A 12,509-nucleotide genomic window follows, 5' to 3' on the forward strand; every position below is an offset into this window, starting at 1 on the left:
GACATCACATTCCTTCCCTCAGTTCCTGCGGGCGCGACCCAGCCCTCCACCACCAAGCACCACCGGCGCCCCTCGCTCCCATCCCCAGCGAGCCCTCCACCACCATCCCCATCACCGGGCGCCGACAGCCTCCCCAACCACCGCCAATCCACATCCACCGCCGGCGCCCCTCGCCCCCAACCCCAGCGAGTCCTTCACCACCATCCCCATCACCGGGCGCCGACAGCCTCTCCAACCACCACTCCCCCCGCATCCACTGCCAAGCCCCACCGGAGCCCCTCGCTCCCAACGCCAGCGAGTCCTCCACCACCATCCCCATCACCGGGCGCTGACAGCCCCCCAACCACCGCTCCACCGCCAGCGCCCCCACGCCCCCCACCACCATCGCCATCACCGGGCACCGACAGACTCCCCAGCCACCGCCAGCGCCCCCACGCCCCTCCACCACCATCCCCGTCACTGGGCGCCGACAGCCCCCCAACCACCGCTCCCCCCGCATCCACCGCCAGCGCCCCACCGGTGCCCCTCGCTCCCAACCCCAGCGAGCCCTTCCCCAACCTCCGCTCCGCCGCGAATCCACCGCCACTGCCCAACACCGCCGGCGCCCCTCGCCCCCAACCCCAGCGAGTCCTCCACCACCACCCCCATCACCAAGCGCCGGCGGCTCCCCCCACTCCCGCTACAACTGGTCCGAGTCCTCCTTCAGCTTCTCCACCGCCACCAACGTGATGGCCTTCACCAGCGCCCTCGCCCGCCGTCCCGCCGCGGTCTCTCCATGCGGGTCCACCTCCACCGCGTTGGAGAGGTCCGTGAAGCCCTGCCGCTCTCCCTTACGCAGGTACAGCTCCCCTCGATTCGCCAACGCCACCGGATGCGCCGCATCCCGCGCCAACGCCGCGCTGTACTCCGCGATGGCCTCCTCCAACCGCCCCAGCCGCTGGTACACGGTGCCCAGCGCCGCGTGTGCCCCCGCATCCCTCGGGTTCCCCGCCACCAATCCCTCGAAGAGGATGCGCGCCTCCTCCAGCCGCCCCGCCGCAGCCAGGTCACACCCCACCTGCGCGATGGCCTTCGCCTCCTCGAACGTCATCCCCTCCACCTCCGCCCAGGTCGACTCGCCCCGCGCGAACGACCGCATCCGCCGCACCACTCCGCTCTCCATCCGCACCCCCTCCATCGCCTCATGCTTGATGACGCGTCCCATGGTCCCTCTCACGCGTTGCGCAGGTTGGAGATGGCCGTCTTCGCCATCTCGTTGAACTTCGCGGACATGTTGCTCATCAGGTCGAACATCGACTTGCGCTTCTCCACGAGCCGCTGAAGCCGCAACTCCAACGCCCGCATGTCACCGTCGATCTTCGCCGCCGCCCTCTTGTCCGCATCCGTCGTCCCCAACACCGCGCGGTTCTCCCCCGCGCTCGCCATCTGGCCCATCACCTCCAGAATCTCGTCCTCCGTCTCGCTGGAGATGGCCCCCAAGATGGCCTGCACCTTGTCCTCGATGCTCATGCGCGGGTCGTCGATGAGGGCCCGCACGTTCGACCCCTTCTCCGTCGACGTGCTCGGCGTCTTCCCCCCGGACAGCGCGAGCTCCGCCGTCACGTCCCCCGGCCCGATGACGCCGTCACGACTCCCCTTCCCCGCCGCCATCTCCAACCGGTCGAAGTACTCAGGGTGGTCCTTGAAGAACTGGGCCGCGCGCTTCAGCGTCGACGACACCGCCGGATTCTCCAGCAGCGCCACCAGGTTCTCCCGCGACACGCGATCATCCTTCGCCCCCACCGCCGTATCGAACGTGCCCCAGTTGTCGCGAAGCACCTTCACCGCGTCGAGGTACTCACCGAAGTCCGGCTCCTTCGACGTGGGCAGCTTGCTCCCCTCCGTACCGCCAGGCCGCGGAGGCTGACCTCCCGTCGTCGGAGGACGTGTCCCCGGCGAAGCTCCCCCCGTCGTCGGAGGGCGCGTCCCCGGTGAAGTCCCCCCCGTCGAAGGAGGACGCGTCCCCCCCGTCGTCGGCGGCCGAGTCCCCGTCGTGGGCGGGCACGTCTCCGGCTCCGACTTCGGAGGCGTCCGAGGAGCCTCGGGCCTGCCGTAGCGCACGAACTCCTCGCGCACCCGCTTCAGCTCGGAGCGAATCCCCGACAGCTTGATGCGGTCGTCGTTGTGCAGCGCCCCCATGAACGAGAAGAGCTGAGACCCCAACCCGCTCGAGTCCACGCGCTCGAACAGCGCCGTGTTCTCCATCAGGAAGCGGGCCGCGCCACGAAGCTGGGGCGACAGGCTCGCGTCATTCGCCACGCGGCGCAGCTCCTCCTTCGACAGCGACCCCGACTTCTTCCCATCCGCCAGGTCCAGCTGGTCGAAGTTCGCCTCCAGGACCTTCAGCGCCGCCTCGTACTCCAACATCTTCGGGTCCAACGGACGGGCCCCTGCGGCCAACAGGGCCGCGGCCGACGACGCGTAACCCTCCGCCTGCCTCGCGAACGAGACCTTCCCCGCCGAGTACTCCGTCTTCGCGGGCGGGTTCTTCTTCAGCTCATCCGCCACCCCCACCGCGCCACTGGCCGCCAACAGCACGTTCCCCGTCGCCACCCCCTCCACCGTCTTGATGGAGTGGGAGATGAGGGGCGGCAGCCCCCGCGCGTCCCCCGCGCCGTCCGTGCCCACGCCCCCCGAGCCGTTCCCCGCCAGCAGGCTCGCCGCGCCCTTCAAGAAATCCACCATGCGACCTCCCACGCGGCGGATTGGAAGGTGTGCCGCGCGATGGGTCGTCCGGATTGCAGCGGGGATGCCGGAAGGGAGCGCGGGTGCCTCCCAAGCGAATTCCACCGGTTAGCAGGACTGACAACCACCGCATGTCCCCCACATTGGACCAGCGGTCCGCGATGGAGGATGCGGTTAAGGTGCCGGCCGTATGCGTACCCTGGGTTTGGACTTCGGAACCAAGACCATCGGGGTGGCCGTCTCGGATGGCCTGGGGCTCACCGCCCAGGGTGTCACCACCATCCGGCGCACCTCGCTGAAAGCGGACCTCGCCGCGCTCGCCGCGCTCGTACAAGAGTACGAGGCGGACCGCTTCGTCATCGGGCTGCCCCTCAACATGGATGGCTCGGAGGGCCCGCGCGCGGAGGCCTCGCGCAAGTTCGCGGACACCGTGACCCAGTCCCTGGGCATCCAGGTGGAGCTCGTGGACGAGCGCCTGTCCACCGTCGCCGCCACCCGCACCCTCCTGGAGGCGGACGTCAGCCGCGCCCGCCGCAAGGAGGTCATCGACCAGGTGGCCGCGCAGTTCATCCTCCAGGGCTGGCTGGACGCCCGCCGCCCCTCGGACACCGCCGCGTACCACGCGGACGACGACTACGACGACCCGGAGCCCTGAGGGCCCCGAGCCCCGCCCGCCCCCTACGGCCGGCGGCGATACACGTGCAGCGGCGCCGAGAAGCCCTCCAGCTCCTCGTAGGCCACGCCGTCCAGCGTCAGCGTGCGCCCCTCCAGCTTCACCCCAGGGTCCTTCACCAAGGCGCCCTGGTCGAAGCGCACCAACACCTCCGGCCGAGCCTCCGCCATCAGCTTCCGGAACGTGTCCCACCGCACGCGCGCGATGCGCTCCTCCGGCAGGCCCGAGAAGAACGCCACCTGGAGGTCCATGTAGCTGGGGTCGTCATCCAGGGCCAGGGAGCCGCCCTTCGCGGCCACCTCGGCCTTCACGAAGTCCGCCACCTGCATCACGGGCCGCGGATTCGTCGACGTGGGGCTCACGGGCCTGAGCGTGTCCTGGAACCGCCCGTCCGCGCGGAACGTGTAGAGGCCCACCGCCAGGGGCAGCACCACCGCGAGCACCGCCGTCACGCCCGCCAGCACCTTGCGAGCTCCCTCGCCCCGCGCGGCCATCAGCGCGCCGAAGCCCACCGCCACGAACACCGGCAACACCGACAGCTGCGTCACCGTGAAGCGCCCCAGCGGAACGAAGTTCGCCAGCACCGCCGCCCGGAACGTGAAGTACAGCGTGGGCAGCACCGCCGCCACCACCAGCCAGCGCGTGTCCGGCCGCTGCTTCCACGCCTTCACCATCCCCCACATCCCCAACAGCGCCACCCCCGGCGACAGCGTCAACAGCGCCACCCCGGGCCAGAAGAACAGCTGTTGCACCCGCCATCCGATGGCAAGACCCGACCCCGCCGACGACTGAACCCAGCCCCGGTGGAAGTCCTCCACCGCCTTCAGCGGGAAGAACGGGTCGCCGTGCATCAGCTCGTTGCCCTGCATCCACAGCAGGGGGAACGGCAGGCACGCCAGGCCAAAGCCCACCGCGCGCGTCACGGACGCCACCTTGTCCTTGCTGCTGAACAGCAACGCCACGCTCAGCAACGGGATGTACATCCACGCGTCGTAGCGCAGGGCACAGGCCAGGTTGAGCATCAGCGCCGCCTGGAACAGGGGCAGGAAGCGGTTCTCGTCCACCCCTTCCGCGTACAGCGCGAACGCCGCCAGCATGAAGAACAGGGACACCGCCTCGCTGCCGGCCGTGGTGGAGAACTGCAGGTGCATGCCCCACGCGGCGAAGGACAGGCCGGCCACCACGCCCGCGCGCCAGCCGAACAACCGCCGCGTCAGCGCGAACAACGGCACCACCGACAGCACGCCGAACAACAGGCTCACCGCGCGGCCCGCCACCTCCCTGTCCAGCACGGACAAGGCCGCGCCCACCAGGTACATGTGCAGGGGGCCGAACTGGTAGGCGCCGTCGCCGTACGCGGTGATGACGTGCGGCGCGCGCAGCCACCGCTCCGCCAGCTCCGTGCGCACCACCGCGTCGCCGTAGAGGTTCTCGTTGGCCACGAACACCAGCAGGCGCGGCAACAGGGCCACCACCAACAGCATCCCCACCAGCCAGCGCGTGCTCGGCTCGGGCGTGGGTGAAGGAACCGCCGCCAGGCTCGGCGTGGGGGACGATGGATGAGAGACGGAAGTAGGGGCGGTCGCCATGTCGCGCGGGAGGATACGCAGGGACGGCCCAAAGCCAAGCCGACGACCTGGAACTTCACCCTTAGCGAAGCCCGCGTCCGAACCTCACCCGGCTCGTGTCCGCTCGCACCACCGCGACACGACCGTGCGCAAGGCGGCGAATGTATCACCCTTCGGGCCGAGTCCGCTCGCCTGGCTGCCCCCGACATGTGGAGCGAACGGAGACGCCACCCCACAGCCACCAGACACTCCCGTCGTGTCCGGCACCTGGAAAAGCCTTCAGGCGTTCAATACCCCTCGCGTGGAGGGGGGGAGCCTCCCCCCGTGGAATCGCCGCCCTATAATCATCCGTGCCTCTTCACCCCGTGGAGGGGGCGCGCCGATGTGGCGTTCTGCCCCTGACACGAGCGTAACGCGCGGTCCCATTCCGCGGCGGGGTCCCGAATTGGCTGCAGGGCTGTCGTGCCTGGGACCTCGGCGGGATGGGTGTGGAATGGCAAACCAGCCCTCCAGGTTCACCATTCTGGCCCCCTAGGGCGCGAGTGTTTCGCACTCCTGGCGGGCCCCCGAGGGAGAGACATGAGGGACGCTGAGAAGGGTTCGTGGGTCTCCAAAATCGCCGCGCTCCAGGACGCGAAGACCTACGCGGAGCTCACCTGGGAGGGTTCCTTCGAGGACTATCTCGAAATCGTCCGGAAGAACCCCAAGGTGACGCGCACCGCCTTCCAGAGGATCTACGACATGATCCTCAGCCACGGGAAGACGGAGTACATCGACAACAAGAAGAAGCTCATCCGCTATCACTTCTTCAGCGACGAGAAGTTCGGCGGCAAGGACGCCATCTTCGGCCTGGACGTCCCGCTGATGAAGCTGGTGAACGTCTTCAAGTCCGCGGCGCAGGGCTACGGCACGGAGAAGCGCGTCATCCTCCTGCACGGCCCCGTCGGCTCCTCCAAGTCCACCATCGCCCGCCTGCTCAAGAAGGGCACGGAGGACTACTCCAAGACACCCGAGGGCGCCGCGTACACCTTCTCCTGGACCACCGACAAGAAGCTGCCCGACGGCACCACGGTGAAGGAGAAGATGAAGTGCCCCATGAACGAGGAGCCGCTCAACCTCGTTCCTCGCGAGTGGCGCTCCAAGGTCTACACGGAGCTGGCCCCGTCCGAGTCCGGCGTCACGATTCCAGACGGCTCCGAGCTGTGCCCCGCGTGCCGCTTCGTCTTCAAGGACCTGATGACGCAGTACCACGGGGACTTCGCGCGGGTGATGGACCACGTGCGCGTCAACCGCCTGGTCTTCAGCGAGAAGGACCGCGTGGGCATCGGCACCTTCCAGCCCAAGGACGAGAAGAACCAGGACTCGACCGAGCTCACCGGCGACATCAACTACCGGAAGATCGCCGAGTACGGCTCCGACTCCGACCCGCGCGCCTTCAACTTCGACGGCGAGTTCAACATCGCCAACCGCGGCATCATCGAGTTCGTCGAGGTCCTGAAGCTGGACGTCGCCTTCCTCTATGACCTGCTCGGCGCGTCGCAGGAACACAAGATCAAACCCAAGAAGTTCCCGCAGACGGACATCGACGAGGTCATCCTCGGCCACACCAACGAGCCCGAGTACAAGAAGCTCGAGAACAACGAGTTCATGGAGGCCCTGAGGGACCGCACCGTCAAGATTGACGTGCCGTACATCACCAAGCTGGCCGAAGAGGTGAAGATCTACGAGAAGGACTTCAACTCCCGCGCCATCAAGGGCAAGCACATCGCGCCCCACACGCTGGAGATGGCCGCCATGTGGGCCGTACTCACGCGCCTGGAAGAGCCCAAGAAGCACAACTTGTCGCTGCTCCAGAAGCTCAAGCTCTACAACGGCAAGACGCTCCCCAACTTCACCGAAGACAACATCAAGGAGCTGCGCAAGGAGAGCATCCGCGAGGGCCTGGAGGGCATCTCCCCCCGCTACATCCAGGACAAGATTTCAAACGCCCTGGTGAGCGACAAGGGCGAGGGCTGCATCAACCCCTTCATGGTCCTCAACGAGCTGGAGGCGGGCCTCAAGACGCACTCGCTCATCAGCACCGAGGACGCCCGCAAGCGGATGAAGGAGCTGCTCACGTCGGTGAAGCAGGAGTACGAGGACATCGTCAAGAACGAGGTCCAGCGCGCCATCTCCGCCGACGAGGACGCCATCGGCAAGCTGTGCGGCAACTACATCGACAACATCAAGGCCTACACCCAGAAGGAGAAGGTCAAGAACAAGTACACCGGCCTCTACGAGGAGCCGGATGAGCGCTTGATGCGAGCCATCGAGGAGAAGATAGACATCCCCGACAGCCGCAAGGACGACTTCCGCCGCGAAATCATGAACTACATCGGCGCGCTGGCGGTGGAAGGAAAGACCTTCAACTACCGGACGAACGAGCGACTCCACAAGGCGCTGGAGCTCAAGCTGTTCGAGGACCAGAAGGACAGCATCAAGCTGAAGAACCTCGTGTCATCCGTCGTGGACAAGGAGACCCAGGAGAAGATTGACCTGGTCAAAGACAGGATGATGAAGAACTACGGCTATTGCGAGATCTGCTCCACGGACGTGCTGAACTTCGTGGCCAGCATCTTCGCCCGAGGCGACGCGAAGGAGTAACACCTTCAGGAGAGGGGCGAGCCGTCGTGACCTTGAAGATCCACCAGGACCATTCCCGCTTCAAACAGATTGTCCGCGGGAAGATCAAAGCCAATCTGCGCAAGTACGTGCAGAAGGGGGAGATGATCGGCAAGAAGGGCAAGGATGCCATCAGCATCCCCATTCCCTTCATCGACATCCCCCGCTTCAAGTACGGCCACAAGGAGCAGGGAGGCGTTGGACAAGGGGATGGAGAGGTGGGCCAGCAGCTCGGCCCCGGGGCGGTGGAGCCCGGGGATGGGCACCAGGCCGGCCAGGGCGAGGGCGACCATGCCCTGGAGGTGGACGTCACGCTGGAGGAGCTGGCGCAAATCCTGGGCGAAGAGCTCCAGCTCCCCCACATCGAGCGGCGCCACAACGAGAAGATCATCACCCAGAAGATTCGCTACACCGGCATCAACACCACCGGTCCCGAGTCGCTGCGCCACTTCAAGCGCACCTTCAAACAGGCCCTGCGGCGTCAAATCGCCGCGGGCACGTATGACCCCGCGCGTCCCGTCATCATCCCCACGCGCGAGGACCGCCGCTATCGCAGCTACAAGCTCCAGGACCTGCCGGAGACCAACGCGGTCATCATCTACATGATGGACGTGTCCGGCTCGATGGGTGACGAGCAGAAGGAGATCGTCCGCATCGAGAGCTTCTGGCTCGATACGTGGCTGCGCCACCAATACAAGGGCCTGGAGGCGCGCTACATCATCCACGACGCGGTGGCGCGCGAAGTGGACCGCGACACCTTCTTCCACACCCGCGAGTCCGGCGGGACGATGATCTCCAGCGCCTACAAGCTCTGCCGCGACATCATCCAGGCGGACTACCCCAAGAGCGCCTGGAACATCTACCCGTTCCACTTCAGCGACGGCGACAACTGGAGCGCGGACGACACGCGCCAGTGCATCGAGATGCTGCGCAATGACGTGCTGCCCAACGTCAACCAGTTCGCCTACGGCCAGGTGGAGTCACCCTACGGCAGCGGCCAGTTCATCAAGGACCTGCGCGAGGCGGTGGGGGACACGCCCAACGTCGCGCTCAGCGAAATCGCGGACAAGGACGCCATCTACGCCTCCATCAAGGACTTCCTCGGCAAGGGACGCTGACGTCAGCGCGCCCGAGCCCCTCGGAGAGACTTCCAGATGCCCAAGAGCCTCACACCCCGTCTCGCCGCCTTGAGGGATGAAATCCACGGCTATGCGAAGGAGTTCGGCCTGGACTTCTTCGACACCGTCTTCGAGATGGTGTCCTACGACGAGATGAACATGGTGGCCGCCTACGGCGGCTTCCCCACCCGCTATCCCCACTGGCGCTGGGGCATGGAATACGAGCAGCTCGCCAAGGGGTACGAGTACGGGCTGAGCAAGATCTACGAGCTCGTCATCAACAATGACCCCTGCTACGCCTACTTGATGGAGAGCAATCCGGAGGTGGACCAGAAGCTGGTCATGGCCCACGTGTACGGACACTGCGACTTCTTCAAGAACAACTTCTCCTTCCGACACACCAACCGGCGGATGATTGATGAGATGGCCAACCACGCCACCCGCGTGCGCCGGTGGGTGGACAAGATTGGCGTGGAGAAGGTCGAGGACTTCATCGACCGCACGCTGAGCCTCGAGAACCTCATCGACCAGCACTCGCCGCACATCCGCCGCAACCCGGACCCTCGGCGCGCGGAGGATGAGCTCAAGGCGAATGAGCGCGTGGAGGGCTTCAAGGTCGGCCGCGAGTACATGCGCGGCTACATCAACCCGTCGGAGTTCCTCGACTCCCAACGCAAGAAGGTGGAGGAGGAGAAGCAGCGCGCCAAGAAGTTCCCCGAGCGCCCCCAGCGCGACGTGCTGCTCTTCCTCCTGGAAGAGGCGCCGCTGGAGCCGTGGGAGTCGGACATCCTCGCGATCCTTCGTGAAGAGGCGCACTACTTCGCGCCCCAGGGCCAGACGAAGATCATGAACGAGGGCTGGGCCAGCTACTGGCACTCCACCATCATGACCCGCCGAGCCCTGCGCGATGATGAAATCATCGACTACGCGGACCACCACTCGGGCACCATGGGCACGCGCCCCGGCGCCATCAATCCCTACAAGCTGGGCATCGAGCTGTGGCGCGACATCGAGGAGCGGTGGAACAAGGGCCGCTTCGGCAAGGAATGGGACGAGTGTGACGACTTGCGCGCCCGCCGCTCCTGGGACAAGAAGCTGGGCGCGGGCCGGGAGAAGATCTTCGAGGTCCGCAAGCACTACAACGACATCACCTTCATCGACACGTTCCTGACGCCCGAGTTCGCGATGGAGCAGAAGCTCTTCGTGTATGGCTTCAATGACAAGCGCAACTCATGGGAGATTCTCGACCGCGAGTTCCGCAAGGTGAAGAGCAAGCTGTTGCAAGGGCTCACCAACTTCGGCCAGCCCATCATCGAGGTCGTGGACGGCAACCACGAGAACCGGGGCGAGCTGCTGCTCGCGCACAAGCACGACGGCCAGGACCTCAAGGGCGACTACGCCCGAGAGACGCTGCGCAACCTCCAGTCCCTCTGGCGCCGGCCCGTCAACATCATCACCCGCTATGACAACAAGAGCGTGATGCTGCGCTTCGACGGGACGAACCACACGGAGAAGAAGGTGGAGCTGTAGCCCTCCCCTCCCCCGTGCTCAGAGCATGTTCTGCGCGCCCCAGGGCCGGGCCCCGTGCTCGGGCCTGGGGGCGGCGAAGGCTGGGTCCGCCCCGGGCGCGCGCAGCCGCTCCAACACACCACACAGCACCTCCGCGCGGGTGAAGCGCTGCTGCGGGTCCTCCGCGAGGCAGCGCTCGATGGCCTGGGCGAACTCCGGGTCCATGCCTGGCACCCGCTCCACCAGCGCCCCGCACCGGCCCAGCGGCTCCAGGGCCCCCGGCATCCGCGACAGCGGGCCCGGTGTGCGGGGAAGCCCGCCCGTGCACAGCTCGTACAAGAGCAGCCCCAGCGCGTAGAGGTCGCTCTGGGGTGTCGCCTCCGCGCCGGACCAGAGCTCGGGCGCCAGATAGCGCGGCGTCCCCGCCACCCCCGGCGCCGCCCGAGGCATCCGCAGCTCCGCCTCGACGAACGCGGCGAGGCCGAAGTCGAGCAGCTTGACGGTGCCGTCCGTGTCCAGGATGGCGTTGCCCGGCTTCAGGTCCCGGTGCAGCACGCCGCGCTGGTGCGCCGCGCACAGCCCTCGGGCCAGCCCCACCGCGATGTCCAACACGTACCGCCACGGCAACGGCAGGCGCAGCTCCGCCAGGCTCTTGCCATCCACATACTCGTAGACCAGATACGGCCGCCCTTGCACCTCTCCCGCGCGGAACACCGTGACGACGTTGGGGTGCTTGATGCGTGCGATGGCGCGCGCCTCCACGGCGAAGCTCTCCAGCGTATGGGTGTCCGGCTGGAGCGCGATGCTCAGCTTGAGCGCCACGTGCCTGTCCAACGATGTGTCATGCGCCAGGTAGACGGCCCCCATGCCGCCCCGCCCCAACAGCCGCACCAGCCGGAACTCATCCACCTCCGTGGGAGGCTTCCAGCTCCCTCCCAGGACTTGCATCCGCCCGCCCAGCCACGAGGACTCCAGGGGCGCGTCGGACGGGACACCCTCGCTCCTCACGGCGGCGACCAGGAGCGCGCGGCACGCGGGGCACTCGGCGGCGTGACGATGGATGTCGACTCGCGTCCCCGTCTCCAACCTCCCTTCCAGAAGTGACACCACGTCTTCTTCACACAGGCAGGTGGACGAAAGAATGTGGCACCCCCCTCAGTGCACTCCCCCGAAGTCTCGCATAAAAACAGCCGCCTTTCAGGAAGACGAGCAACTCGCTCATTTCATGCGCAAAGGCGACCTTCACTCAGCTTACCGCGCATAGCCAGCAAGGTCGGGCCGGTCGGCTATAGTGAGGGACAGGAGGTAGGGGGGATTGGCGTTCGCACCGTTATTTCTCGCGCATGCGGGCTGTCGTGGCCTGGGAGACAACGCCCCGGAAGTCCTCGAGCCTCTCCTGGTCCGCTTCTGGCGAGCGGGCTGTGAGCGATGGCCAGACATTGCCCTGGCACCTGATACCTTCATCCGTCACCTCGCCTTGCATTTCCCTCGGCGCACCGCGCCAGCGGAATGGGAGTCATTGCTTACCCAGTTTGTTCCTGGTGACTTGTATCTGGCGTGTGCCTGCGCGCAGAGCCTTCCCGCCGCGCTGGCCGCCTTCGAGCGACATCACATGTCAGGGGTGGGCGCGGCGCTCGCGCACATGCGGCTGCCCTCCTCCGTGGTGGATGAGATTCGCCAGCGCGTGAGGGAGCGGCTGCTGGTCCGCACCGACACCGCGCCTCGCATCGCGGAGTACTCGGGGCGGGGGACCCTCTCCAACTGGGTGCGCGTCGTCTCGCTGCGCACGGCGCTGAGCCTCTTGCGAAAGCCTCACGAGGAAGGCTCGCTCAGCGATGCCCTCCTGGAGCTGGTGCCCTCGCCCGACGCGGACCCGGAGGTGGAGACCATCCAGCGGCGCTACCAGCATGAGTTCCGCCGCGCCCTGGAAGATGCCTTCGCCATCCTCCCCAGCGAGCACCGCTACCTGCTGCGTCTGCACTTCGTGGACAGGCTCTCCACCACCAAGCTGGCGCCGCTCTTCAATGTCAACCAGTCCACGGTCTCCCGGTGGCTCCAGAGCGCCCAGCAGGCCGTCCACGACGAGACCCGACGGCTCCTCATGGAGCGGCTGGACCTCTCCTCACAGGAAGTCACCAGCCTGTTGCGCACTGTCGAAAGCCACATCCATCTCAGCCTCAGCCGCATTCTCAATGAAACTCTTCACTCAAAGTGAATCTTGAGAATCTCTGCATAGGTTGAAGGCGGGGCGCGTCC

At 66.6% G+C, this 12,509-nt stretch carries 9 protein-coding genes; 5 read left to right on the forward strand and 4 right to left on the reverse strand.

Annotation, left to right across the window (positions count from 1 at the left end):
- Positions 1-679 precede the first annotated feature (679 nt).
- Both MYSTI_RS31860 and MYSTI_RS31865 read right to left on the reverse strand, forming a co-directional pair.
- Complete coding sequence (locus MYSTI_RS31860; protein ID WP_015351941.1) at positions 680-1,204, reverse strand: tetratricopeptide repeat protein; 525 nt, start codon at positions 1,202-1,204, stop codon at positions 680-682.
- Between the two features lie 8 nt (positions 1,205-1,212).
- Positions 1,213-2,724, reverse strand: a complete 1,512-nt coding sequence (locus MYSTI_RS31865) for a hypothetical protein (protein ID WP_015351942.1) — start codon at positions 2,722-2,724, stop codon at positions 1,213-1,215.
- 190 nt (positions 2,725-2,914) lie between these two features.
- Here MYSTI_RS31865 and ruvX point away from each other — a divergent pair, with 190 nt between their 5' ends.
- Positions 2,915-3,379 (forward strand): Holliday junction resolvase RuvX, encoded by a 465-nt coding sequence (gene ruvX, locus MYSTI_RS31870; protein WP_015351943.1) that lies wholly within the window; start codon positions 2,915-2,917, stop codon positions 3,377-3,379.
- A gap of 23 nt (positions 3,380-3,402) precedes the next feature.
- Here the strand turns inward: ruvX and MYSTI_RS31875 are convergent, their stop codons facing one another.
- A complete protein-coding gene (locus MYSTI_RS31875) occupies positions 3,403-4,986 on the reverse strand; it encodes an ArnT family glycosyltransferase (RefSeq protein WP_015351944.1) in 1,584 nt (527 codons plus the stop codon).
- A gap of 558 nt (positions 4,987-5,544) precedes the next feature.
- On the opposite strand from MYSTI_RS31875, the gene MYSTI_RS31880 reads away from it, so the two are divergent.
- From MYSTI_RS31880 to MYSTI_RS31890, 3 genes are read left to right on the forward strand one after another with little or no spacing between them, the layout of a single operon-like run.
- Positions 5,545-7,608, forward strand: a complete 2,064-nt coding sequence (locus MYSTI_RS31880; RefSeq protein WP_015351945.1) for a PrkA family serine protein kinase — start codon at positions 5,545-5,547, stop codon at positions 7,606-7,608.
- A 26-nt stretch (positions 7,609-7,634) separates the two neighbouring features.
- Positions 7,635-8,744: a DUF444 family protein gene (locus MYSTI_RS31885; protein WP_015351946.1), complete on the forward strand. Its 1,110-nt coding sequence runs from the start codon at positions 7,635-7,637 to the stop codon at positions 8,742-8,744.
- Between the two features lie 36 nt (positions 8,745-8,780).
- Positions 8,781-10,274 (forward strand): SpoVR family protein, encoded by a 1,494-nt coding sequence (locus MYSTI_RS31890; RefSeq protein WP_015351947.1) that lies wholly within the window; start codon positions 8,781-8,783, stop codon positions 10,272-10,274.
- 18 nt (positions 10,275-10,292) lie between these two features.
- On the opposite strand, the gene MYSTI_RS31895 is transcribed toward MYSTI_RS31890, so the two are convergent.
- The gene (locus MYSTI_RS31895) at positions 10,293-11,360 is read right to left on the reverse strand and encodes a serine/threonine-protein kinase (protein ID WP_233278023.1); all 1,068 of its coding nucleotides are present in this window, start codon (positions 11,358-11,360) and stop codon (positions 10,293-10,295) included.
- A 208-nt stretch (positions 11,361-11,568) separates the two neighbouring features.
- On the opposite strand from MYSTI_RS31895, the gene MYSTI_RS31900 reads away from it, so the two are divergent.
- The gene (locus tag MYSTI_RS31900) at positions 11,569-12,468 is read left to right on the forward strand and encodes a sigma-70 family RNA polymerase sigma factor (protein WP_015351949.1); all 900 of its coding nucleotides are present in this window, start codon (positions 11,569-11,571) and stop codon (positions 12,466-12,468) included.
- The last annotated feature ends 41 nt before the right edge of the window (positions 12,469-12,509 follow it).

Source organism: Myxococcus stipitatus DSM 14675 (assembly GCF_000331735.1).
Classification (GTDB): Bacteria; Myxococcota; Myxococcia; order Myxococcales; family Myxococcaceae; genus Myxococcus; species Myxococcus stipitatus.

What these genes read in the sequence shown, in the direction of transcription:
- MYSTI_RS31875 (WP_015351944.1), bottom strand. Translation starts at nt 4,986, where the DNA reads ATGGCGACCGCCCCTACTTCCGTCTCTCATCCATCGTCCCCCACGCCG.
- MYSTI_RS31890 (WP_015351947.1), top strand. Translation starts at nt 8,781, where the DNA reads ATGCCCAAGAGCCTCACACCCCGTCTCGCCGCCTTGAGGGATGAAATC.
- MYSTI_RS31880 (WP_015351945.1), top strand. Translation starts at nt 5,545, where the DNA reads ATGAGGGACGCTGAGAAGGGTTCGTGGGTCTCCAAAATCGCCGCGCTC.
- MYSTI_RS31865 (WP_015351942.1), bottom strand. Translation starts at nt 2,724, where the DNA reads ATGGTGGATTTCTTGAAGGGCGCGGCGAGCCTGCTGGCGGGGAACGGC.
- MYSTI_RS31860 (WP_015351941.1), bottom strand. Translation starts at nt 1,204, where the DNA reads ATGGGACGCGTCATCAAGCATGAGGCGATGGAGGGGGTGCGGATGGAG.
- ruvX (WP_015351943.1), top strand. Translation starts at nt 2,915, where the DNA reads ATGCGTACCCTGGGTTTGGACTTCGGAACCAAGACCATCGGGGTGGCC.